Source organism: Streptococcus sp. k-402 (assembly GCF_013277515.1).
Classification (GTDB): domain Bacteria; phylum Bacillota; class Bacilli; order Lactobacillales; family Streptococcaceae; genus Streptococcus.
In genome coordinates, this window is the sequence record NZ_VMNB01000003.1 from 1 (window position 1) to 23,559 (window position 23,559).

Annotated in this window: 22 protein-coding genes and 3 tRNA genes; 8 read left to right on the forward strand and 17 right to left on the reverse strand. The window is 35.2% G+C overall.

Features of this window, described 5'->3' with window-relative positions; all coding sequences use genetic code 11:
- The 16 genes from HT724_RS01210 to HT724_RS01280 form a co-directional block, all read right to left on the reverse strand.
- Positions 1–355: sigma-70 family RNA polymerase sigma factor (locus tag HT724_RS01210; RefSeq protein ID WP_173275923.1), on the reverse strand; the 355-nt coding region annotated here is incomplete at its 3' end.
- Between the two features lie 120 nt (positions 356–475).
- Positions 476–2,434: an ATP-dependent zinc metalloprotease FtsH gene (gene ftsH / locus HT724_RS01215; RefSeq protein WP_173275926.1), complete on the reverse strand. Its 1,959-nt coding sequence runs from the start codon at positions 2,432–2,434 to the stop codon at positions 476–478.
- A 15-nt stretch (positions 2,435–2,449) separates the two neighbouring features.
- A complete protein-coding gene (gene hpt, locus HT724_RS01220) occupies positions 2,450–2,992 on the reverse strand; it encodes a hypoxanthine phosphoribosyltransferase (RefSeq protein ID WP_000892176.1) in 543 nt (180 codons plus the stop codon).
- Positions 2,993–2,996: 4 nt separating this feature from the next.
- The gene (tilS, locus tag HT724_RS01225; RefSeq protein WP_173275929.1) at positions 2,997–4,274 is read right to left on the reverse strand and encodes a tRNA lysidine(34) synthetase TilS; all 1,278 of its coding nucleotides are present in this window, start codon (positions 4,272–4,274) and stop codon (positions 2,997–2,999) included.
- Complete coding sequence (locus tag HT724_RS01230) at positions 4,271–5,539, reverse strand: serine hydrolase (protein ID WP_173275932.1); 1,269 nt, start codon at positions 5,537–5,539, stop codon at positions 4,271–4,273. The genes tilS and HT724_RS01230 overlap by 4 nt, the downstream gene beginning before the upstream one ends.
- Positions 5,532–5,654 (reverse strand): SP_0009 family protein, encoded by a 123-nt coding sequence (locus HT724_RS10355; RefSeq protein WP_000429334.1) that lies wholly within the window; start codon positions 5,652–5,654, stop codon positions 5,532–5,534. Before HT724_RS10355 ends, HT724_RS01230 begins: the two co-directional genes overlap by 8 nt.
- Before the next feature lie 4 nt (positions 5,655–5,658).
- Positions 5,659–6,027, reverse strand: coding sequence for a septum formation initiator family protein (locus tag HT724_RS01235; RefSeq protein WP_000041903.1), 369 nt, complete (start codon positions 6,025–6,027; stop codon positions 5,659–5,661).
- Positions 6,020–6,286, reverse strand: a complete 267-nt coding sequence (locus HT724_RS01240) for an RNA-binding S4 domain-containing protein (protein ID WP_001234978.1) — start codon at positions 6,284–6,286, stop codon at positions 6,020–6,022. The genes HT724_RS01235 and HT724_RS01240 overlap by 8 nt, the downstream gene beginning before the upstream one ends.
- 57 nt (positions 6,287–6,343) lie before the next feature.
- A complete protein-coding gene (mfd, locus tag HT724_RS01245; RefSeq protein ID WP_173275935.1) occupies positions 6,344–9,847 on the reverse strand; it encodes a transcription-repair coupling factor in 3,504 nt (1,167 codons plus the stop codon).
- On the reverse strand, positions 9,848–10,417 hold the full coding sequence (pth, locus tag HT724_RS01250) for an aminoacyl-tRNA hydrolase (RefSeq protein WP_000163938.1): 570 nt from the start codon (positions 10,415–10,417) through the stop codon (positions 9,848–9,850).
- 72 nt (positions 10,418–10,489) lie between these two features.
- Positions 10,490–11,605, reverse strand: a complete 1,116-nt coding sequence (ychF, locus tag HT724_RS01255; RefSeq protein ID WP_001218712.1) for a redox-regulated ATPase YchF — start codon at positions 11,603–11,605, stop codon at positions 10,490–10,492.
- An 84-nt stretch (positions 11,606–11,689) separates the two neighbouring features.
- Positions 11,690–11,884, reverse strand: coding sequence for a DUF951 family protein (locus HT724_RS01260; protein ID WP_173275938.1), 195 nt, complete (start codon positions 11,882–11,884; stop codon positions 11,690–11,692).
- Positions 11,885–11,948: 64 nt separating this feature from the next.
- Positions 11,949–13,085, reverse strand: coding sequence for a DNA polymerase III subunit beta (dnaN, locus tag HT724_RS01265; protein WP_173275941.1), 1,137 nt, complete (start codon positions 13,083–13,085; stop codon positions 11,949–11,951).
- 158 nt (positions 13,086–13,243) lie between these two features.
- Positions 13,244–14,605 carry a chromosomal replication initiator protein DnaA gene (gene dnaA, locus HT724_RS01270; protein ID WP_173275944.1) on the reverse strand — a complete coding sequence of 454 codons (1,362 nt, stop codon included), beginning with the start codon at positions 14,603–14,605 and terminating at the stop codon, positions 13,244–13,246.
- A gap of 212 nt (positions 14,606–14,817) precedes the next feature.
- Positions 14,818–15,576 (reverse strand): ParB/RepB/Spo0J family partition protein, encoded by a 759-nt coding sequence (locus HT724_RS01275; protein WP_173275947.1) that lies wholly within the window; start codon positions 15,574–15,576, stop codon positions 14,818–14,820.
- A gap of 57 nt (positions 15,577–15,633) precedes the next feature.
- Positions 15,634–16,815, reverse strand: coding sequence for a S1C family serine protease (locus HT724_RS01280; RefSeq protein WP_173275950.1), 1,182 nt, complete (start codon positions 16,813–16,815; stop codon positions 15,634–15,636).
- 182 nt (positions 16,816–16,997) lie between these two features.
- Here HT724_RS01280 and rlmH point away from each other — a divergent pair, with 182 nt between their 5' ends.
- The 7 genes from rlmH (at position 16,998) to HT724_RS01315 (ending at position 20,182) form a co-directional block, all read left to right on the forward strand.
- Positions 16,998–17,477, forward strand: a complete 480-nt coding sequence (rlmH, locus tag HT724_RS01285) for a 23S rRNA (pseudouridine(1915)-N(3))-methyltransferase RlmH (protein WP_050252625.1) — start codon at positions 16,998–17,000, stop codon at positions 17,475–17,477.
- Between the two features lie 43 nt (positions 17,478–17,520).
- A tRNA-Arg gene (locus HT724_RS01290) sits at positions 17,521–17,594 on the forward strand.
- 165 nt (positions 17,595–17,759) lie between these two features.
- The gene (gene comC / locus HT724_RS01295) at positions 17,760–17,885 is read left to right on the forward strand and encodes a competence-stimulating peptide ComC (protein WP_173275953.1); all 126 of its coding nucleotides are present in this window, start codon (positions 17,760–17,762) and stop codon (positions 17,883–17,885) included.
- Between the two features lie 20 nt (positions 17,886–17,905).
- Positions 17,906–19,231, forward strand: a complete 1,326-nt coding sequence (gene comD, locus HT724_RS01300) for a competence system sensor histidine kinase ComD (protein WP_173275956.1) — start codon at positions 17,906–17,908, stop codon at positions 19,229–19,231.
- Positions 19,228–19,980, forward strand: a complete 753-nt coding sequence (gene comE / locus HT724_RS01305; RefSeq protein WP_000866065.1) for a competence system response regulator transcription factor ComE — start codon at positions 19,228–19,230, stop codon at positions 19,978–19,980. Before comD ends, comE begins: the two co-directional genes overlap by 4 nt.
- A gap of 51 nt (positions 19,981–20,031) precedes the next feature.
- A tRNA-Glu gene (locus HT724_RS01310) sits at positions 20,032–20,103 on the forward strand.
- Between the two features lie 5 nt (positions 20,104–20,108).
- Positions 20,109–20,182, forward strand: a tRNA-Asn gene (locus HT724_RS01315).
- Positions 20,183–20,222: 40 nt separating this feature from the next.
- Here HT724_RS01315 and HT724_RS01320 read toward each other — a convergent pair.
- Positions 20,223–20,765: a TetR-like C-terminal domain-containing protein gene (locus tag HT724_RS01320; RefSeq protein ID WP_173275959.1), complete on the reverse strand. Its 543-nt coding sequence runs from the start codon at positions 20,763–20,765 to the stop codon at positions 20,223–20,225.
- Positions 20,766–20,893: 128 nt separating this feature from the next.
- Here HT724_RS01320 and HT724_RS01325 point away from each other — a divergent pair, with 128 nt between their 5' ends.
- Positions 20,894–23,536 (forward strand): YhgE/Pip domain-containing protein, encoded by a 2,643-nt coding sequence (locus HT724_RS01325; RefSeq protein ID WP_173275962.1) that lies wholly within the window; start codon positions 20,894–20,896, stop codon positions 23,534–23,536.
- Positions 23,537–23,559 lie beyond the last annotated feature (23 nt).

The following is a 23,559-nucleotide window of genomic DNA, read 5'->3' on the forward strand; positions in this document are numbered from 1 at the left end:
TGTTTCTATAATCTCTTAGTGTTTCATGAAAGAGATAATAATCATCTAGCCACAGACCGCCCTCACTTATACGATGACTTATATCACCCACTTCATCATAGGGTTCTTTATCATATCTCCGTTTGTGGCTTTCTTGCTTACGAAGATAATCTAAAATTCGATTCCGGAATTTTGTTTTGAAATATTTCCTTAAACGAGGGATATCTTCTACCAGCCCTTCTTCTCTACTAATCAATTCATGTAGACATATCATGCCCTCTTGGTCCCAATCCGATAGCTCCCACAAATGAAGGTAATATTCATTTCTACACTTGTATACAATTCCTTGGACTTCTTCATACATTTTTTTAAGCATAATCTTCCCCTTTCTAGATACAGTCTAACAGATTCAGAAACACTTTTGGCACATTTCCTCCATTCTGCACCCTTTAGATCCTCAACTGCACAAAAAAGAGAGGACAAGCCTCTCTTTGGGTTATTTTTCGTCATTCATTTTTGACTTTACTTCATCATAAGATAATGCATGAGACTCCTCTTCTACGGTTTCAGGCATCTTTCCTGTTTCATAAAGAGCTTTAATTTGTGTACTATCCAATGTTTCATATTTCAATAATGCTTCTGCAATCAACTTATGAGTTTCACGATTTGATTGGATGATTTCAGCAGCTTTATTTCGTGCTTCATTTAATAATGAACGAACCTCTTCGTCAATTTCATAAGCTGTTTGTTCTGAAATTGATTTTTGAGGACTCTGTGCACCAAACATAGCATGATTTCCTTCATATTGTACTGGGCCAAGTTTTTCACTCATACCGTACTCTGTAACCATTGCACGCGCCATTTGTGTCGCTTGTTCAAAGTCGTTTGAAGCTCCTGTAGTTTGGACATTAAAGATAATTTCTTCAGCTACACGTCCACCCATTAAGCCAGCCAATTGCTCTTTCATATCTTCTTTAGATAGAAGCATTTGGTCTTCCTTAGGAAGTGCAATCATATAACCACCTGCACGACCACGTGGTACGATAGTAACTTTATGTACAACACGGGCATTCGACAAAACTAGACCAACAATGGTATGGCCTGCCTCATGATAGGCAACTAATTCACGTTCTTTTTGTGAAACAGTCTTATCTTTCTTAGAAGGACCAGCAATAACTCTATCTTCTGCTTCATCAATATCTGAAGCATCAATTATCGATTTATTACGACGAGCGGCAACCAAGGCTGCTTCATTCAATACATTCTCTAAATCAGCACCAACAAAACCTGGAGTTTGTTGAGCCACTAATTTCAAATCAACATCTTCTGCTAAAGGCTTGTTCTTAGCGTGAACTTTCAAGATTGCTTCACGACCTTTAACATCAGGACGGCCAACCAATACTTTTCTATCAAAACGTCCTGGACGCAAAAGGGCAGGATCAAGTACATCTGAACGGTTTGTAGCAGCGATGACGATAATCCCTTCATTTCCCTCAAAACCATCCATCTCAATCAAGAGTTGGTTCAAGGTTTGCTCACGTTCATCATTACCTCCACCAAGACCGACTCCACGTTGACGTCCAACAGCATCAATTTCATCGATAAAGATGATAGCTGGCGCTGCTTTTTTGGCATCTTCAAAAAGAGAACGAACACGACTAGCTCCAACTCCGACAAACATTTCTACAAAGTCAGAACCTGAGATACTAAAGAATGGAACGCCTGCTTCTCCGGCGACTGCCTTAGCAAGCAATGTCTTACCTGTTCCCGGAGGTCCCTCCAAAAGAACACCTGCTGGAATCCGGGCTCCAAGTTTTGTAAATCGTTTTGGATCTTTTAAGAATTCAACAACTTCAACTAGTTCTTGTTTTTCTTCCTCAGCTCCAGCAACATCTGAAAATCTTACTTTAATATCTTCTTTATTTGCAGCTTTAGCCTTACTACGTCCAAAACTCATTGGATTACGGCCATTTCCTCCTCCCATATTTCCCATCATAGAGAATAGGAAGAAGAAAAGAATCCCAAATGGTACAATGGATACGAGTAGATTAATCCACATACCACTTGAACTTTCATGCTTAACAGTTACTTCCGCTTTATGATCAGAAGCAAGCTTTTGCAATTCTGATACTGTGGTATCAGAGGGAAGAATAATACTTGAAAATTTCTCTACTGTTGTAACAGATGGAGAAAAGAACTGAATGCCTGTTTCTTCTTTACTTGCTTTAGGATTTTTATAGACACCCGAAACTTCGATAACACTGCCATTTGGTTGGTAGGTTAATTCTTTTACATTGTCATCGGTAATTTCTTTTACCAATTCTGTATAATTAATTTGCTCACTTTTCCCTGCAACACTACCTGTACTAAAATACTGGTAAGCTGTAACTAGGAAAAAAATAAGTAATAACCATAGAAATGGATTTTTAATTAAACCATTATTTTGTTTTTTCATTAAAAATTGTTCTTTCTAATTTGAATACACTTCTTCTTTCAATACTCCAACATAAGGAAGGTTACGATAATTTTCTTTGTAGTCTAAACCATAACCTACTACAAACTCATTTGGGATAGTAAAGCAGGTATAGTCTGCCTCAATTTCTACAACACGTCCTTCTGGTTTATCCAACAAGGTTGCAATGTTAACAGAAGCTGCTTCTCTTGCAATAAACATATCTCGCAAATTCTTCAAAGTTTGACCTGTATCAATGATATCTTCTACAAATAGAACATGTCTTCCTTTGATATCTTGAGTCACATCTTGTTTAATATTGATAACACCACTACTTGCTGTTCCACCATGGTAGCTAGAAACCATCATGAAGTCCATTTCAATATGTGTATCAATATGTTTAACCAATTCAGCCATAAAAGGAATAGATCCTTTTAAAATCCCAACTAAGATTGGATTTTTTCCTGCATAGTCTTTGGTTAATTGAGCACCTAATTTTTTAGCAGCTTCTGTAATTTCATCGTGTGAAACGAGGATTTTTTTAATATCGTTTTCTAACATTTTTTTACCTATCTATTTTTTCTATATAAAGTACAGTGTTCATTATATCATTTTTCGTGTTTTTACTCAAATTACTGGTCGCAATTCCCAAAATTGAGACAATTTCACCAAATTGCTCAATAATCAGAGCAGATTTCCGCTTTTCCATAGGGATTTTCAAATCAATAAATAGACGTCTGAGTTTTTTTCTATGCCCATTTTGAATTAAAACATCTCCTGTTTTTCGATGACGAATGTGTATGGATGTTTCGCGTGAAACAGGTATTCGCTGAATTGATTCACCTTCTAATGGAAGCCCAAAGGAAAATAAATATCCCTGATAAGTTACCTGATTTTGATAGTGTAACACAAGTTCATCTTCCTTTTCATCAGCCTGCGGACTGATTTTACAAATCTGAAACTGTTGATACTCTTTTATCAATTCATAGCCATTTTTAATCGGATGACGATACTGACTTTTAGATTTTAAAATCTGCCGAACTTCAGCAAACTGAGCTTTTGTAAGATTCAGATCTGGAAAACGATTCAGATAAGTTTGAAGTAAAACTCTTTGTGTCGACTCAGAGTAAGACAATAGCTGCTCTAAATTTTCTACATCAATATTCTTTGATAATTCAGCTATAGCTAAGTCATAATCTAAAATTTCATTTCCGATACTTAAGATTGCATCTCTAAATCGAGGATTTTCTTTTTCTAATTCTGGTAAGTATGAGTTTCGAATACGATTGCGAAAATAATGATTTTCCTGATTTGATATATCTTCAAAGTGAAAAATTGGTGGAAAGTCTTTTTTCTGAAAATGCAAGAAGGGCCGAATAATTTCTATCTCTCCGACTACTTGCTTCTCCTTAATTCCTGATAGATAGCGCAAACGAGTGCCTCGAATCAAACGCATCAAAATCGTTTCCACCTGATCATCCGCATGGTGGGCAGTGACTAAAGCTGTCGCACCTGTCTTTTTCATGACCTCTTGAAAAAAATCATAACGAAAATTTCGAGCACGCGCTTCTGAAAATTCTCCTGAAAAATTGCTGATATAAATAGGAAACTCTGCTTCAGCAGCCAACTTCCTTAATTCCTGTTCTTCCCAATCTGATTCTACTCTCTGCTTATGATTCACATGAGCTAAGATCAATTCAATTTCTAACTCTTTTTGATAAGTAGACAATACCTTAAATAGAAACATAGAATCTAACCCGCCAGAAAGAGCTAACACCACCTTAGTATGCTTTTTGAAATATCCCTTCTTGAGAAAATGATTTAAAAAATCTTGTTCCCTCATTTTAGAACCTCATAAACATCCTTGGCTATCTGAGAAATTGTATCATAATCAGAATTCTTAGTGAAAATAGAAAGAATAAATGGAGAATCTGCGTAGACAACACCCGTATCATGCTTAAATTCGTCCGCATCCCCAATTTTATGAGCTACCTTCACAGAAACACCTTTGGCAATTCGCTGATTATCAAAATCTGTTTTAGTCAAAGACTCCAACACAAATCCATTTTGATTATAAATAGCTTCCATGACCTTCCCGGCCATCTTGGAAGAAATCAATTTTTCTTTTGGATCCCAATCATCCCCCATAATAGCAGACATCTTGGATTTGAATGTGGCATCAGATTGGTTTGAAATGTAATATCCCAATATATTATGAGCTACATTATCAGATTCTTTAGATACTTTTGTGATTAAGTCCTTGAGAGAATACTCTTTATTATCCTCTTTTTTAGGAAGACTACCACTTCCCTCTGGTTTATAAGAACCTGGAAAATCATTGACTTCAGATACATATTTTACAGTCGTATCTAACTGATAAAGACCCTCATTTATTTTTTCTTGCGCATAATAGAGATAAGGGAGTTTCAAAACACTAGCTGCATACATCTTTTCATCTTGATTGATACCAGCTTCTTTTCCAGTAGTCAGTTGCTTAACATAAATAGAGAATGAATCCTTCTGATATTTTTCAGATAACATTTCTTGAACTTTACTCATCCGATTATCTTCTTCAGAAGTTGATTCTTTAGCTACCCATCCAACCTGATCAATATGTAGAAATTCTCTTCCTTCTACAAACATGGTCTTGTCGATTGATACTTGCGAATAAGCTGATAAGGATGATTTCACTTTTTTTAAATCATAAGGGCTATTATACAGTTCAAAGTCAGATTCTAACCATACTTTTTTTATTGTTGGAGTTACCTCTGATTGATCATATAAAAATCGTTTATCCGCAGCTATAAATTGATGATTTGATAGCTTAAATACCGGAATTCCTTGTTTATTTAAGCGCCACTCAGTTATTTGAAAACTTGTTTGGGGAGTCAATTTTCCAGATTCCACTACTAAATCCTCATTCGCATAAACAGGAACCTCTCCATAAACCGTGGGAGAACTTAATTTTTCTCTAAAATAAATACCAAAGTCAGATTGTGAAAGGTAATAAATTTCTTTTGAAGTATAGACTACTTCTTTTTCTGTACTAACAACTTTTGAAATGGTAAAAAAACTTGGTAGCAACAAAATAATTAAGAATTTACGCATTCTTCCTTTCCTTTTCTTCTTGTAAACGCAATAATTGATTTTTATCAGCCAATTCTTCCAGCTTTTCATCTGACAAACTCAAAAATTGCTCTATTACGTCTAGTAAGTTTTCCATTTTATCACCTTTGAAGCAAGTCAGGAATCGTATAAACTATTTCCCTCGACTTAGAATAATAGTACTTCGCTCGTGTATATTTGGCAGCATAATCCTCATCTTTCAACTTGGTAGCAAATGCTGTTTCCTTATCCTTTTCATCACTCAAAGTTTGATACTGAGTTTGCAAGTCTGCTAATTGCTGACGTCTTTGGAGTAATTGCTGATAACTCTGCGCTAAATTAAAAGTTGGCAAGATAAATAATAGCATAATCAAAATCAATACCCATCCCATAAAACGATTCCGTTTTTGCCGTTCTTTCATCAGGTAGCGACGGCGTTGGTGTTCATTTTGAATAAAAGAATTATTCAATTGTACGATATTTTTAGACATTTTCTTCTACCCGTGTTTCACTGATAATTTCATACATGCCTGCTGCATCTTCTTTTTTTGTACTATCTTTCATCTCCAGTACTTTTACAAGTAGCAACTTATTGCCAAAGCGAATTTCAACTTGGTCATTAACTTTCAAATCCGTTGAACTTTTGGCCAAGATTCCATTAACCTTAATTCTGCCTTTATCTGCTACTTCCTTTGCGACTGTACGACGCTTGATAATTCGTGATACTTTTAAATATTTGTCTAATCTCATACTTATTACCTCAACTTATTATTGTACCATTTTTATCTATTTTATAGAAGAAAAATATCAAATGGAATTTTCTTTCTTAGACTCTTTTATCTCTAATAAACTTTCTCCAAAAATCAGCAGACCTTCTAAAATTTCATAATCTTTCTTATTTCGGACATCAAATACAAGCTCCATTGATCCCTTATTCTCAGTGATGCCTGCTTTTAAGTTCGTTGCGGATAAAGCTTTAAAATAATCTTGAGCTAAAAACAGTCGTTGAGTGACTTTTTCAAATTGAACTGTAATTTTATTATCTTTTCTTTCCACACGTTGAACAAAGACCTTGTCAAGATAAGACTTAACCAAACCAATCTCTAAAAGATAGGCTACCACATCTGGGTATTCTCCAAAGCGGTCCAGCAGCTCTTCTTGTAACTCTTCGTAATTGACACGGTTGTCAATTTGACGAATTTTCTTGTAAATTTCAATCTTATGTCGTTGATCAGAAATATAAGTATCAGGAAGATAGGCATCAATTTGTAAAATCAATTCGGCATTACCTTTGGTTCTTGTATTCCCATTACCATGTCGTTTAGCAATAGCTTCCTCTAGTAACTGCGAATACAATTCAAAACCAACAGAATCAATGAAACCAGACTGGGATTTTCCTAGGAGATTCCCTGCTCCACGAATCGAAAGATCTCGCATAGCAATCTTAAATCCGGATCCCAATTCTGTAAATCCTTTAATCGCTTCTAATCTCTTCTCAGAGACTTCACTGATTGATTTTTCTGGACGATACATGAGATAGGCATAAGCAATACGATTACTACGACCGACTCTTCCTCTTAACTGATACAAGGTTGACAAGCCCATATGGTCCGCATTTTCTATAAATAAAGTATTGGCATTGGGAATATCCACTCCTGTCTCAATAATGGTAGTCGTTACTAAAATATCGTATTGTCCTTCAATGAAGTCTAATAGAGTATTTTCCAACTGAATCTCACTCATGCGACCATGAACATAACCAATCGAAGCCTCTGGAATTAACTCCTGTAATTCTGAAACCTTCTGGTCAATCGTGTCAACTTTGTTGTAAAGGTAGTAAACTTGACCTCCACGCTCCATTTCACGCAAAACAGCATCACGAATGACACTCTCATTCTTTTCCAAAACATAGGTTTGCACTGGATAACGATTAGTCGGCGGAGTTTCAATAACAGACAAATCTCTGATTCCCAGCATAGACATGTGAAGGGTACGAGGAATTGGCGTTGCTGTCAAGGTCAGGACATCCACTTGTTTCTTCAGTTCTTTCAAGGTTTCCTTATGCTTGACACCAAATCGTTGTTCCTCATCAATAATCATCAAGCCCAAATCAGCAAACACAACATCTTTTGACAAAACACGATGGGTTCCAATCAAAATATCGACTTGACCGTTTTTCAATTTTTCAAGTGTTGCAGTCTGCTCTTTTTTACTTCTAAAGCGACTCAACACATCAATATTAACTGCAAAATTTTGGAATCGTTCCTTAAAATTCGTATAGTGCTGTTGCGCTAAAACCGTCGTCGGAACTAAGACGACAACCTGTTTGTGATCATTGACTGCCTTAAAGGCTGCTCGCATTGCAACTTCAGTCTTTCCAAAACCAACATCCCCAACCAAAAGTCGATCCATTGGCTGAGAAGCCTGCATATCTCTCTTGATTTCCTCAATACTGCGAAGTTGATCATCCGTTTCAACATAAGGGAAAGCATCATCAAAGGCATTTTGCTCTTCATCATCGGCTGAGAAAGCAAAGCCCTTCAACTGACTGCGTTCAGAATAGAGTTTGACTAAATCATCAGCTATATCCTCTACCTGATTCTTAACTTTTTGCTTGGCTTTTTTAAAATGACCGTCATTTAATTTATTGAGTTTAGGAGCTTTCCCATCACTTGAAACATATTTAGACAGTAGATGAATCTGTTCTACTGGGATAGAAATTTGATCCCCGTTTTGGTATTGAACACTAACATAATCACGATGAATTCCCTTGATTTCAATGGTTTCAATTCCTAGATATTGACCAATCCCATGGATATGATGGACAACATAGTCCCCTTTTTCAAGTTCATTGTAATCTTTTAATCTCTCTGCATTCGAAACATGTTGTCTTCGAAAACGACGTTTTAATTTCTTTTGAAAAATCTCATGTTCAGTAATCACCAGAATTTTTTCATCTACAAAATGAAAACCATGTCTTAGGTTACCCTCAATTAAGTTTACAGATTGTTGACAGATTCTTGACTTATCTCTGAAATCCAATTTAATCTGATATTCCTCTAACATATCCTCCAATGCCTTACTTCCCATTGAATTGCTAGATTGCAGAATAATAGTGTAATCCATTTTTTTGTATCGTTCAATTTCTTCTTTTAGAAAAGAAAACTGATTGAAAAACTCCTGCATAGGATATTGATTAAATTGATAAATTTGGTCAAACTTGAGATTTCCTAGCCCCTTTTGAAGATTAGAGAAAAAGGTCACCGGACTTTGTTTTTTATAGATTTGTTCAATATCAGCAAAATACTGCATATCAGAAAATGCTTTACTATTCTGTAATTCTTCTGTAAAGTACTGCGCTAATTCTCTTTCAAAGACTTCATACTGATTCATCAATTTTTGATAATCATCAAAGAATATTGGAGTATCTTTTTCAATATAATCAAAGACAGTCCATGTCTTATCATAGCACAAAGATAAAAACTTTCGAGAATCTGCATGGCTTTGTTTTTGGTGAAAACTTGAAAGAATTTCTTCTAGGTAGGATTTCAAAATAGGTGATAAAGTCTTTGAAATTTGTTTTTCTAAAGCTGACTGACCTCTTTGATAATCATTTTCTCTCAAAAGCATATCACTAGCTGGAAAGATAGTGAGTTCTGTCTGATTTTCTTTCGATAATTGTGTTTCGACTTCAAATGACCTGATACCATCAATTTCATCACCAAAAAACTCAATTCGGCAAGGTTCTAACTGGGATATTTCAAAAATATCTAAAATATCTCCTCGCAGACTAAATTCGCCCTGAGTTTGTACTTGTGTAACCTTTCGATAACCGATTTCTTTTAACTGATGGATAAGTGCGTTTTGGTCATATTCTTCACCAACTGTTATTTTTACAATACTATCTTTGAATACATTTGGAGACGGTAAAATCAATCGACTTGCTGCGATATTACAAACTAAAATCCCTCTCTTAGATGAATCAGTCAAAAAACGCAAGGCTTCAACCCGTGAAATGATTTTTTCTTGTGAAGACATCAAAAATTCTACCATAGGGGAGTCATCTACCAAAAATGGATAGACAAATTCCTCACCCAAGATAGATAGAAGATCACTAACAAGTCCTTCTGCTTCTCCATAAGTTGACGTCAATAACACAATCTTATCTTCCTGTCTCAAACTACTAGCTATTGCTAAAGCTTTTGTAGAAGTTGACAAACCTAACATTAATTGTCTTTTCTTATCTGTCAGATTTTGATGCCATTTTTTTATCTGATCATTTTCTGAGAATAAATCTAATAAGGTCACCATTTATCCGTTATACCTCTGCATCGTTTTTTCAAAGTTTTTCTCTTGTAAATAGTAGTTTACAGAGTCGTCAACTTTGTCAATAGACTGTAAAATACCGATATAATCATCCTTGTCAAAGGTACTCAAAACATGGTTAACAACTGACATGCCATTTTTAGGTCTTCCGATTCCAATCTTAACACGATTAAAGGTTTGGGTTCCAATATGTTGAATAATAGACTTGATACCATTATGACCACCTGCTGAACCTTTTGCTCTTAAACGAATCTTTCCAACTTCCATGTCAAGATCATCGTAAATGATGAGTAAATCTTCAATATCCAAACCATAATAAGTCAATAAAGCATGAACCGCTTTTCCACTTTCATTCATAAATGTCGTTGGTTTGACCAGATAAATTTTTTCTCCATTTAGGAAAAAGGATGCTAGGTCAGCTTGAAATATCTTATCATGTGTAAAAGTGACATTCTGTTTCTTCGCTAGTTGGTCAATCAACATAAATCCAACATTGTGTTTTGTTTCAAAATATTTATCTCCTGGATTTCCCAAGCCTACAAGTAATTTGGTCATTTATTTTTCCTTTCAAAAGCCAAAAGGGTTGGAATTTTTTTCCAACCTAATTGATACTATTCATTAAATTTTTTAGACATTAAAGCGGAATTCCATGATATCGCCGTCTTGGACGATATATTCTTTTCCTTCTTCACGCAAACGTCCAGCTTCTTTTACGGCCTTTTCAGATCCATATTTCACCAAATCATCGTATGACATGGTTACTGCACGAATAAAACCTTTTTCAAAGTCTGAGTGGATAATACCAGCTGCTTGAGGAGCCTTCATACCACGTTTGAAGGTCCAAGCGCGAACCTCTTTTTCACCAGCTGTGAAGTAAGTTCCCAGTCCAAGCAAATGGTAAGCTGCACGAGTCAACTTATCAACGCCTGATTCTGTCAACCCAAGTGCCTCAAGAAACTCTTGCTTGTCTTCATCGTCCAATTCAGAAATTTCTTCCTCAGCACGCGCAGAAATAACGACTACTTCAGCATTTTCTGTCGCTGCAAATTCACGAATTTGTTTAACATAGTCGATAGAGTCAGGTTCTGAAACCACATCCTCGTCCACATTAGCAACATAGAGCACTGGTTTAGTCGTCAAAAGGAAGAGACCTTTTACAACCTTTTGTTCCTCATCTGTAAATTCGATGGTGCGAGCTGATTTTCCATCTTCAAGGACTGGTTTAATCTTTTGAAGAACATTAAACTCTGCTACTGATTCTTTATCTTTTTGCGTACGTGCCATCTTTTCTACACGTGCATAACGCTTATTGACTGATTCTAAGTCAGCAAGAATTAACTCCAGATTAATAGTATCAATATCTGCAAGTGGATCCACAAAGGCATCCTCACGTCCTTGCTCGCGCATGACATTTTCATCATCAAAAGCACGAACTACATGAACAATCGCATCTACTTCACGAATATTAGCCAAGAATTTATTCCCTAGCCCTTCTCCTTTTGAAGCTCCTTTTACAATTCCTGCAATATCTGTAAATTCAAATGTTGTTGGCACTGTCTTTTTAGGAGTGATCATTTCAGTCAATTTTTGGAGGCGTTCATCTGGAACTTCTACCATTCCAACGTTTGGATCAATCGTCGCAAATGGGTAGTTTGCTGCCTCTGCTCCTGCTTTTGTAATTGCATTAAATAGTGTTGATTTACCAACGTTTGGCAAACCAACGATACCTGCTGTTAAAGCCATATTTTCTCATTCTCCGTTTTCATTTCAATCCCTAATATTATAACACAAAAAGGGAAAACTTGCTAACCCTCTAACTAAGGGTTCTCAGTCAATAATTTTATTCATTTTTCGATCAAAATCATAGCGCCCCATCATGACAACATGGTCACAATTACTACATTTGATTTTGATATCTGCCCCTATACGTGTAATTTCCCAACGATTTGCTTTTTTTCCTGTTGACTTAATTGTGCAAGCATGTGGTTTTTTCATCTCAACAAAATTTCCAACTTGATACATACTATTCTCCTTTTCTTTTTCGATTATATCATAAAAGAGGCGAGCTAGGCTCAACCTCTTTAACTTAATTTGTACGAACTGGGGTGATAAGTTGCATGAAATCCTCGTCAGTATCTGCTGGCACAAGAGTGAATGGACGAACAGCTGAGATAAAGCTAATGGTCACCTTTTCGCTATTTAAAGCCTTGAGTGAATCAATCAAGTAGGTTGGGTTGAAACTAATAGTCAAATCTTCACCAGTAACCTGATCAGTATCAATTTCTTCGTTTACTTTACCAACTTCAGGAGAATGAACGTGGGCGCTAACAACGCCACCTTTAATTTCAAGCTTCACAGTACCATTTTGAGTCGCACTTGATAAAAGACGAGCACGTTCCATTGACTGGCGTAAGTTTACCACATCAAAAGTAATAGTAGTGTTAAAGTCTGTTGGAATCAAACGATCTGTATCAGGATAGTTTCCTTCTAACAAACGTGTATAGAAGCTAATATTTTCGCTTCTAAAAAGGATTTGGTTATTGGCAAAGAAAATCTCTACAGTTTCGATATCATCTGTAAATACCGCTGAAAATTCGCGTAGAGAACGGCTAGGAATTACGACATCAAAATCATCACTATTTTTTTCAAGAGTCAATTTTTTCTGACTTAGGCGATGAGAGTCTGTTGCAACTGTTTTTAGCTCCTTGTGTTGACTCAATACAAAATGAACACCTGTCAAAATTGGACGACTCTCTTGTGTACTTGCAGCAAAAGCTGTTTCATTGATAATTTTCTTGAGTAATTTTGTTTCAAGAATTAAAGGAGTGCTTGCTGAAATTTCTTGGATTCGTGGATATTGTTCACTATCTTTCCCTTTTAGGGTAATTTCTGATTTGCCGCTGGTTAAAACAATTTGATTTTGTTCAATTTCTTTAAAATCAAGAGTAATATCAGGTAGACTAGATACTACATTTATAAAGAAAGAAGCTTCAAGAAGGATCGAACCTAAAGAAGTAATTAACAAACCAGCATCTTCATTTTTTTGAGAAATAAAATTTTCAATTGAAATTTGACCATTTGAACCAATTAAAGTAACACCTTCATTAGTCACGTCAATTTTTACGGTTGATAAAATAGGAATGGCATTTTTAGAACTAATAGCTCTCTTAGTAGTATTTAATGCTTGTAGAAATAAATTTTTATTAATTGAAAAATGAATCATGGATTCTCCTTTATTTATTTTTAGTATTAGAAGGATAATAGTAATAATAGAGTCTGTGAAATCTGTGGAAAACAGACTTAAAGCAAGTCATATCAAGATTTTTGGATTGTTTAAAAAATGTGGATAAAAAAGATAAAAATGCGAAAGTTATCCACAAGTTATTTGATTTTCTTTGTGATTGATTCAATTTCTAAACGTAAATTATCGTCTTCATCAATCAAAGATTTAATTTTTGCATGGGCATGAATGACTGTTGTATGATCTTTTCCTCCAAATTCCTTCCCAATTTTTGGAAGACTATTATCTGTTAGTTCTCTAGATAAATACATGGCTACTTGACGGGCTAAAACAATATTTTGAAGGCGTCTGCTTCCCTTCATTTCTTTGATACTGACACCATAAAAGTTACCAACTTCATTTTGGATTTTGTCAATTGGGATGACGAGCATTTGGCTAACATCTTGTTTGCGAGCTCTAATAGCTTCTGCAGCAATATCAATAGTGATATCTTTGATTTTTTTTACTCTGGCAATTAAAGTGATGTCGTTGATGGCTCCCTCAAGATCTCGAACATTTGAATCAAATTGCCCAGCTAGGTATTCTAGAGTATCACTTTGGAAATTGTAGCCTAAATGTTCCGTTTTACTTTGTAAAATGGCAATACGTGTTTCAAAGTCAGGGGGTGTGATAGTTTGTGTTAATCCCCAACTAAAGCGCGTGACAAGCCTTTCTTCGAGCCCTTCTAAATGTTTTGGACTACGATCACTCGTTAGGACAATCTGTTTTTGCTTGTCATGAAGGGCGTTAAAGGTATTGAAAAATTCTTCTTGAGTTGCAACTTTTTTTCCGCTGAGTGACTGGATATCATCAATTAACAAAAGATCAAGACTGCGGTAGGTTTTTTTAAACTTTTCCATTTCCCCAAGTCTTAGGTGATCAAGAAAGTCATTGATAAAGCTTTCGGCAGGAATATATTTAACACGCGCATTTGGAATATTTTTTAGAATTTCATTTCCAATAGCGTTTAACAGGTGAGTCTTACCAAGCCCAGGTCCTCCATAGATAAAAAGAGGGTTATAGGTCAGAGCCAAATCTTCAGAGACAGCCAAAGCAGCTGATACAGCCCAAACATTTCCATCCCCTTGGATAAAATTATCAAAGGTATACTTCTCTTTTAATCCAGTATCCGAATAAGGAATAGATGCTAACTTTGGACTATAGTCATAAAGAGTTGAATTTGTAGCTTCTTCAACTTGTGAGATAGTAGTATTTTGAGGTTTAGTGAAAATATAGTGGGGAGTTATCTCAGCATCATAAATTTCAAATCCAGCAACGACAATAATATCTTTTAGTTGTTTTTCCCAGACCATTTCCATTTCAGATCGTGGTAAAAATATAGTGGCAACATTTTCCTCTACCTTGATGAGTTCAGCTTGAATAGCATAGAAATCATACATGGATCGAGTCAGTCTTTCTTGCGCAAATTCTAAGATACGATTCCAAAATTGTTTTTCTTTCAATCCGTTCTCCTCCTTTACTATTTAAAAGTTTAATGCTAGACTTATTTTACCATAGATAGTAAGAATTTTCCACAAGCTGTGAAAAATAATCCACAATGTTATCAAGTTTTATCCACAGGTTGGGGATAAAGTCAGAAACTATTGATTTATTAAGCTTTTTATCGAAAAAAATAGTGGATAACCTTGTGAGATAAAAAAATAAAAGAACAGCCTTATTTCAGGCTGTTGATAATTCTACTATATTCTTCTTGATTTGAGAAAGCAATAATGATTTTTCCACTATCTTTTTTAGACAGTTTGATTTCTACATCTAATCCGAGTAGTTTTTTTAACTGTTCTTCTTCATTTTGTATGAAATGATCATTTTTTTGCTGTTTCTTTTGTTTTTTCTCTGTCAGCAGAGCTTCTAACTTCCTTACAGAAATATCTTCTTCTATAATCCGTTGTAAGAAATAGTCTTGTTGTTCCTTATTCAACCCAACTAGAGAACGCGCATGAGCTTGTGATAGTTTGCCATTTTCTACTTCTGAGAGAATCTGTTCTGGCAAGGAAAGCAAACGAATGGAGTTGCTGATATAAGGACGAGACTTGCCCATTTTATCTGCAATTTCAGCATGGGTGAATCCTTTCTCTACGAGAGATTCATAAGCGCGTGCTTCTTCTATTGGATTTAAATTTTCCCTCTGTAAATTTTCAATGATGGATTGGACCATCATCTCTTGATCTGAAAGCTGTTTAACAACAGCTGGGATAGACGTTAGACCAGCTAAAAGTGAAGCCCGATAGCGTCTTTCTCCTGCAAGGATTTCATAACCAATCACAGGAGATTGACGAACAATAATCGGTTGAATGACCCCATTTTCTTTGATAGACTGTGCTAGTTCATCTAGTTTTTCTCCATCAAATTCTTTTCTAGGTTGATAGGGATTTTTTTGTATATCCGTGATAGAAATCATTTCAAATTTTTCCATGATTCTACACTAACACATCTTTTCTCTTATGTAAAGCTTTCTTTACATAGATGTCAATTAAGATTCTAAATCACCTGAACTCTTGTCAAGCTTGATGGATGTAGTTTCTTCTTTACCGTTACGATAGTAAGTGATCTTAATGGTGTCTCCGATAGAATGATTGTAAAGAGCACTTTGTAAGTCTGTTGATGAAGCAATCTCTTTGTCATCTACTTTTGTAATAACATCGTATTTTTCAAGGTGACCATTGGCAGGCATATTACTTTGTACAGAACGAACAACTACGCCAGATGTAACATTACTTGGAATATTGAGTCTTCTGATGTCACTTGTACTTATATTAGATAAATTAACCATCTGGATTCCCAAAGCTGGGCGTGTAACTTTTCCGTTCTTTTCTAACTGTTCAATAATATTGATAGCATCATTTGCAGGGATTGCGAAACCAAGGCCTTCTACAGATGTTCCTCCATTTGTGGCAATTTTACTTGAGGTAATTCCGATAACCTGTCCTTGAATATTGATCAGTGGGCCACCAGAGTTACCTGGGTTAATAGCAGTATCAGTTTGGATGGCTTTTGTAGAAATGGCTTGTCCATCTTCAGATTTTAAGGATACATTTCGATTGAGACTAGATACGATACCTTGAGTAACAGTATTTGCATATTCAGAACCTAACGGGCTACCAATGGCAATAGCAGTTTCTCCTACGGTTAACTTGCTAGAATCACCAAACTCAGCTACTGTTGTAACTTTTTCTGAAGAGATTTTGACGACAGCAATATCAGAGAAAGTGTCAGCTCCGACGATTTCTCCAGGTACTTTAGTTCCATCTGACAATCGAATATCTACTTTGCTGGCGCCATTTATAACGTGATTGTTGGTGACGATGTAAGCTTCTTTATCATTCTTTTTATAAATAACTCCAGATCCTTCACTAGAGATTTGCTGAGAATCTGTGTCAGTATCATCATTGCCAAATACGCTATTTTGTCTATTTGCTGAATAAGTAATAACGGAAACAACAGCATCTTTTACTTTGTTAACAGCCTGTGTTGTTGAATTTTCGTTCTTATAGGCAGTCTGTGTAATGGTGCTATTGTTATTAGAGTTGCTTACACTACTTTTTTGAGTTAGTTGAGCTATTGAAAAACTACCCAAGGCTCCACTAAAAAAGCTAATGACGATAACGACTAATAATTGAAACCCTTTTTTGTAAAATGTTTTTAAATGTTTCATATTTGCCTCCATATTTTTGAATTACTGAAAGTATAAACTGACTAGCTTAATTATAACTTAAACACAAAAGTTTTACACAAACTGTGGATAACTCTTTTAAAACTGTGATTTTCTCAATTGAAATCTATTTTTTATTTTGTGAATAAGATGTGAAAAAATAGAGAATATGTTAGAATAGAGTCATGAAAATTAAAGTTGTAACAGTTGGGAAACTGAAAGAAAAGTATTTAAAAGATGGTATTGCAGAGTATTCAAAACGAATTTCTCGATTTGCTAAGCTTGAAATGATTGAGCTAGCAGATGAAAAAACACCAGATAAGGCCAGTGAGTCAGAAAATCAAAAGATTTTAGAAATAGAAGGTCAGAGAATTTTATCAAAAGTTGGTGACCGTGATTTTGTTATTGCGTTAGCTATTGAAGGGAAAACTTTCTCATCAGAAGAATTTAGTAAGCAGTTAGAAGAAGCTTCTATAAAAGGATTTTCTACTCTTACCTTTATTATTGGAGGGAGTCTGGGGTTAGCACAGGATGTAAAAAAGAGAGCCAATCTTTCTGTTAGTTTTGGCCGTTTAACCTTGCCCCATCAGTTAATGAGACTAGTCCTTGTTGAACAAATCTATCGCGCTTTTACGATTCAGCAGGGATCACCCTATCATAAATAGAAAATTGACTTTTAATTGATTTTTTGGTAGAATAATTGTGTTAGGTCTCATAGCTCAGCTGGATAGAGCATTCGCCTTCTAAGCGAACGGTCGCAGGTTCGAATCCTGCTGGGATCAATATAATAGCAAAGCTGGGAATTTTCCCGGCTTTTTTCTTAAAAAAGTACACTTTGGGAGAAAAAAATGACAGTTGAGAGAATTTTATCTAAAACGAAATTCCATTTTGTATAATGGTTTTTGTAAGTTAGCTTACAAGAAAAAAACATTTTAGGAGATTTTATTATGAAAAACAAAGTTAAATTGGAACAGTTTGTAGCCTTGAAGGAAAAAGACTTGCAAAAGATTCAAGGTGGGGAAAGTAGGCTGCCAAAATTCCTCCTTGATTTTCTTTTCCTACGAAAAAAGTAATGAAATAAGGGGAAAGAGTAATGAATTTATTTGGATTTGGGACAGTTATTGGTCATTTTTTAATTATTAGTCACAGTTACCGTTTAATTTGTAAAGGTCAAATAAAATCAAAGGAACTATATTTTTTTTGTATCTATATATTATTAGTAGAAGCAGTACTTGAACTTTCCTTTTATCTTCTACATTTAGATGGGGCAGGGATTGAAAGATTTTTATTTCCTTTGGGATTATATTTCTATTTTCGATGGATGAAACAGTATGAGAGGGATAGAGGATTATTCCTAAGTTTACTACTAGCACTTTTATATGAGAGCACTCATAACTTTCTGTCCGTAACTTTCTCTTCTATAACAGGAGATAATTTTGTTTTACAATATCATGACCCATTCTTTTTCGTTGTAACGGTATTGACTTATGTTGTTATCTTAAAAATCATTCATTATTTCCATCTAGAACTAGCCTATTTTGATAAGGACTACCTTTATCCTTTCTTGAAAAAAGTATTGTTTGCTTTACTACTGCTCCATACTGCATCTTTCGTTTCAGATATGGTAAGTACGGTTAAACATTTGAATAGTTTTGGAAGTATTTTGTCATCTATTGTCTTTATTTCTCTCCTTTTGACCTTCTTTGCAATGAATTCGCATAAAGAACAAATGGAGAAAGAGATTGCTTTGAAGCAGAAGAAATTTGAACAGAAACATTTACAAAACTATACAGACGAAATTGTCGGACTGTATAATGAAATCCGTGGTTTTCGACATGACTATGCTGGAATGCTTGTCAGTATGCAGATGGCAATTGACAGTGGTGATTTACAGGAAATTGACAGAGTTTACAATGAAGTTTTGGTCAAAGCCAATCATAAACTGCGTTCAGATAAGTACACTTACTTTGATTTGAACAACATAGAAGATTCAGCTTTACGAAGTTTGGTTGCTCAGTCCATTGTCTATGCTCGAAATAATGGTGTAGAGTTTACACTGGAAGTAAAAGATACGATTACCAAGCTCCCAATCGAACTATTGGATTTGGTTCGTATCATGAGTGTTTTATTGAACAATGCTGTTGAAGGTTCAGCTGATAGCTATAAAAAGCAGATGGAAGTAGCAGTTATTAAGATGGAAACTGAAACAGTTATTGTGATTCAGAATTCATGTAAAATGACGATGACTCCTTCAGGAGATCTATTTGCCTTAGGATTCTCTACTAAGGGAAGAAATCGCGGAGTCGGATTAAATAATGTAAAAGAACTACTAAATAAGTACAACAATATTATTTTAGAAACAGAGATGGAAGGCAGTACATTTAGACAAATCATTAGATGTAAGAGGGAATTTGAATGAAAGTTTTAATTTTAGAAGATGTTATTGAACATCAAGTGAGACTAGAGAGAATATTGGATGAAATTTCGAAAGAATCGAATATTCCAATATCATACAAGACAACGGGAAAAGTCCGTGAATTTGAAGAATACATTGAAAACGATGAAGTAAATCAGCTTTATTTCCTAGATATTGATATTCATGGAATTGAGAAAAAGGGATTTGAAGTGGCTCAGCTCATTCGTCATTACAATCCTTACGCTATTATCGTCTTTATCACCAGTCGATCAGAGTTTGCGACTCTGACCTATAAATACCAGGTATCAGCCCTAGATTTTGTTGATAAGGATATCAATGATGAGATGTTTAAGAAGAGAATTGAGCAAAATATCTTCTACACGAAGAGTATGTTACTTGAAAATGAAGATGTTGTAGACTATTTTGACTACAATTACAAGGGAAATGATTTAAAAATCCCTTACCATGATATTTTGTATATTGAAACGACAGGAGTCTCTCATAAATTGCGCATTATTGGTAAGAATTTTGCCAAAGAGTTTTACGGTACCATGACAGATATTCAGGAAAAGGACAAACATACTCAGCGATTTTATTCTCCTCATAAGTCATTTTTGGTAAATATAGGCAATATCAGAGAGATTGATCGAAAAAACTTAGAAATTGTTTTCTATGAAGACCATCGTTGTCCTATTTCAAGATTAAAAATTAGAAAATTAAAAGATATTTTAGAGAAAAAATCTCAAAAGTGATTGACAATTAGCAAGAAATTGATATAATGGTTATATCTGCTACAGATAGAAGGTCCGTTGGTCAAGGGGTTAAGACACCGCCTTTTCACGGCGGTAACACGGGTTCGAATCCCGTACGGACTATTTTATCCGCCATAGCTCAGTTGGTAGTAGCGCATGACTGTTAATCATGATGTCGTAGGTTCGAGTCCTACTGGCGGAGTATAGATAAAAGGGAACACATCTGTGTTCCTCTTTTTATATCAATTTGCATCACCAAGCATCTTCATAAGGAAGTCTGTTATTTCTTGAGGACTTTCTTTTTTTCCATGTGCAATCCAAGTTTGACAGACACCAAAAAGTGCATGAGTTAGATAGATGCTACTATATTCTAATTCAGTGGTGTTTAGATTTAGTTGAATAAATCGCTTTTGTAAATCTGTACTGAGCATGATATGAAGTTTATTTCGTAAGAAATTTTGGATTTCTTTAGTCCCATTTTCAGAAAGAAGGGAAGCCAGAAGTGGTTCTGACTCCAGATATTCAAATACTTCTAAAATAGCTTCTCTTTTGTGATGAGTATGTTTTTGAAAAATATATTCAAATGTATGGAATAGTTTGCTTTGATAGTGCTCGATCATATCATACTTATCCTTATAGTGAGTATAGAAGCTGGAACGACTAATTCCGGCTTTTTCTGCTAGCTTGACAGTAGAAATTTGATCAAATGGCTGTTCCATCAGTAATTGTACCATAGCATTTTCAATAGTTCGCTTTGTTTTTAAGCGTTTGTTACTTTCTTGCATATTTCCTCCTTGTAAACAAATTAGACTATCTGTCTAAAAAATGGATTTTTTATCTTGTAATTTAGATTTTTTAATGTATAATCTATTATATCAAAATTTTAGACAATATGTTTAAAAAAGGAGAATCTATGTTTAAAGAATGGAAAGCAATTTTTAAAAAACCAACCTTTATTATTGTCATGATAGGGATTTCTCTTATTCCAGCTCTGTACAATATCATATTTTTGTCATCAATGTGGGATCCATATGGTCAATTGTCTGACTTACCTGTGGCAGTTGTCAATAATGATAAAGAGGCTTCCTATAATGGTAATACTATGGCAATAGGAAAAGACATGGTGTCCAATTTAAAAGAAAATAAAACCTTGGATTTTCATTTTGTAGATGAAGAGGAAGGAAAGAAGGGATTGGAAGATGGCGATTACTATATGGTAGTGACTTTACCAAGTGATTTATCTGAAAAAGCAGCTTCTATTTTAACGGATCATCCAGAGCAAATGCAAATCGATTATCAGACTTCAAGTGGTCATAGTTTTATTGCCAGCAAGATGAGCGATTCTGCGATGACACAATTAAAGCAGAATGTTTCTACCAATGTAACCGAGACCTATACTAAGGCTTTATTTAACAAAATGGTTGATTTAAAGGATGGAATGAGTCAAGCAGCTTCTGGTAGTGAAAAATTAACTGATGGGGCGAATCAGTTAGTGGCAGGAAGTCAAACATTAACTACTAACCTACACTCTTTAGCAGCTTCAAGTTTAAGATTTTCAAATGGAACGGAGCAGTTTACTAGAGGATTATCCTCTTATGTTTCTGGTGTCGAACAACTTCATCTTGGCTTAGGGAATTTTAATAGTGGTTTAGTTACATATACTGGTGCAGTGAGTCAATTAGATAGTGGATTAGGTCAATTATCTTCTAAAAGTCCTGAATTGGTAGGAGGAATCAATCAACTATATACTGGTGTAGAGTCCTATACTGGCGGTGTTTCTAAACTCAATGTTGGTCTGAATCAATTCTCATCTGGTGTTAGTGCCTATACAAATGGAGTGGGAAATCTTGCAACAGGTGCTAATCAGTTATCTAATCAATCAGCTACACTTCGAATGGGTGTGGAGCAATTAAATGAAGGGATTCAACAACTTTCTAGCAAGTTAGATGCTTCGTCTGAGCAAAAAGATCAAATTAATCAATTATCTTCCGGTCTAAATCAGTTAAATCAAGCTATTCAAAATATTGATGTTGGAGATACAAAACAATTAGATTCTGTTTTATCAAGTATAGCATCTCTTTCTAATCAAATGTTAGCAAGTGCTCAGTCTGAAAAAGCAACTACATTAGCTAATATTCAATCGACAGCAGCTTATCAATCATTGACAAGTGAGCAACAAGCTGAGATAAGCGCTTCTGTATCTCAAAATTCGACTGATAGTATTCAATCGGCTCAGTCAATTGTAGCTTTAGTACAAGGTTTACAGGGAAGTTTAGAAAACTTACAAAATCAATCTTCTAATCTTTCGACTTTAAAAAATCAAGCTAATCAAGTATTACCGCTTGCTTCTACTTCTTTGACAGGATTGTCAAGTGGATTAACAGAAATACAGGGAGCAGTGACGAGTAAATTAGTTCCTGCTAGTCAGTCGATTGCACTAGGTGTAAACGCATATATTGCAGGTGTTGATAAAGTTTCTCAGGGCGCAAATCAACTAAGTGAAAAGAATGCCACCTTGACAAGTAGTTTGGATCAACTAGTTTCAGGCTCAAACATCTTGACACAAAAATCTTCTAGCTTGACAACAGGAGTTGGTCAATTAGTTGAAAAAACTCCAGAATTAGTGTCTGGTATTGAAAAATTATCAAATGGCTCTAATGAATTGAATCAAAAGAGTCAAGAATTGATAGCAGGAATTGATAAATTACAATCAGGATCTGGGAAATTAGCAGACAAATCCAGTCAGTTACTTTCAGGTGCTTCTCAATTAGAGAATGGAGCTAATAAATTGGCAGATGGATCTGGGAAACTAACAGAAGGTGGAACAAAGTTAACTTCTGGATTGGAAGGTTTACAGACAGGAGCTGCTTCTTTAGGACAAGAACTAAGTAATGCTAGTGATCAACTTAAATCAGCATCAACGGAATCTAAAAATGCAGTGATTTTGTCAAATCCTCTCAGTCTCGCCAAAACTGACAATGACCAAGTTCCTGTAAATGGAATTGCTATGGCTCCTTATATGATATCAGTCGCTCTCTTTGTCGCTTCATTATCAACAAATATGATTTTTGCTAAATTACCTTCAGGTCGTCATCCAGAGAGTCGTTGGGCTTGGCTGAAATCTCGAGCTGAAATAAATGGTATTATAGCTATTTTAGCAGTGATTTTGGTATATGGAGGAGTTCATCTTATTGGTCTAACGGCTAATCATGAGATGAGAACATTTATTCTCATCATCCTAACAAGTTTAGTATTCATGTCCATGGTGACCGCTTTAACAACATGGAATAGCCGTATAGGAGCTTTCTTTTCTCTTATTTTGCTTTTATTACAGTTAGCATCAAGTGCAGGTACTTATCCACTTGCCTTGACAAATGATTTCTTTAGAGCCATTAATCCTTGGTTACCAATGAGTTATTCAGTTTCGGGATTACGACAAACAATTTCTATGACAGGAAATATTCATCATCAAGTCATTTTCCTTGTTGTGATATTAGCCCTATTTACTGGTTTAGGTATGCTAGCCTATCAACCTAAGAAAATGGAGGAAGATTAAAAAATCGACCAACTGGTCGATTT

Bases quoted from the DNA above. Each gene is read 5' to 3' on its own strand.
- ftsH (WP_173275926.1), bottom strand. From the start codon at position 2,434: ATGAAAAAACAAAATAATGGTTTAATTAAAAATCCATTTCTATGGTTA.
- hpt (WP_000892176.1), bottom strand. From the start codon at position 2,992: ATGTTAGAAAACGATATTAAAAAAATCCTCGTTTCACACGATGAAATT.
- tilS (WP_173275929.1), bottom strand. From the start codon at position 4,274: ATGAGGGAACAAGATTTTTTAAATCATTTTCTCAAGAAGGGATATTTC.
- HT724_RS01230 (WP_173275932.1), bottom strand. From the start codon at position 5,539: ATGCGTAAATTCTTAATTATTTTGTTGCTACCAAGTTTTTTTACCATT.
- HT724_RS10355 (WP_000429334.1), bottom strand. From the start codon at position 5,654: ATGGAAAACTTACTAGACGTAATAGAGCAATTTTTGAGTTTGTCAGAT.
- HT724_RS01235 (WP_000041903.1), bottom strand. From the start codon at position 6,027: ATGTCTAAAAATATCGTACAATTGAATAATTCTTTTATTCAAAATGAA.
- HT724_RS01240 (WP_001234978.1), bottom strand. From the start codon at position 6,286: ATGAGATTAGACAAATATTTAAAAGTATCACGAATTATCAAGCGTCGT.
- mfd (WP_173275935.1), bottom strand. From the start codon at position 9,847: ATGGTGACCTTATTAGATTTATTCTCAGAAAATGATCAGATAAAAAAA.
- pth (WP_000163938.1), bottom strand. From the start codon at position 10,417: ATGACCAAATTACTTGTAGGCTTGGGAAATCCAGGAGATAAATATTTT.
- ychF (WP_001218712.1), bottom strand. From the start codon at position 11,605: ATGGCTTTAACAGCAGGTATCGTTGGTTTGCCAAACGTTGGTAAATCA.
- HT724_RS01260 (WP_173275938.1), bottom strand. From the start codon at position 11,884: ATGTATCAAGTTGGAAATTTTGTTGAGATGAAAAAACCACATGCTTGC.
- dnaN (WP_173275941.1), bottom strand. From the start codon at position 13,085: ATGATTCATTTTTCAATTAATAAAAATTTATTTCTACAAGCATTAAAT.
- HT724_RS01275 (WP_173275947.1), bottom strand. From the start codon at position 15,576: ATGGAAAAATTTGAAATGATTTCTATCACGGATATACAAAAAAATCCC.
- HT724_RS01280 (WP_173275950.1), bottom strand. From the start codon at position 16,815: ATGAAACATTTAAAAACATTTTACAAAAAAGGGTTTCAATTATTAGTC.
- rlmH (WP_050252625.1), top strand. From the start codon at position 16,998: ATGAAAATTAAAGTTGTAACAGTTGGGAAACTGAAAGAAAAGTATTTA.
- comC (WP_173275953.1), top strand. From the start codon at position 17,760: ATGAAAAACAAAGTTAAATTGGAACAGTTTGTAGCCTTGAAGGAAAAA.
- comD (WP_173275956.1), top strand. From the start codon at position 17,906: ATGAATTTATTTGGATTTGGGACAGTTATTGGTCATTTTTTAATTATT.
- comE (WP_000866065.1), top strand. From the start codon at position 19,228: ATGAAAGTTTTAATTTTAGAAGATGTTATTGAACATCAAGTGAGACTA.
- HT724_RS01320 (WP_173275959.1), bottom strand. From the start codon at position 20,765: ATGCAAGAAAGTAACAAACGCTTAAAAACAAAGCGAACTATTGAAAAT.
- HT724_RS01325 (WP_173275962.1), top strand. From the start codon at position 20,894: ATGTTTAAAGAATGGAAAGCAATTTTTAAAAAACCAACCTTTATTATT.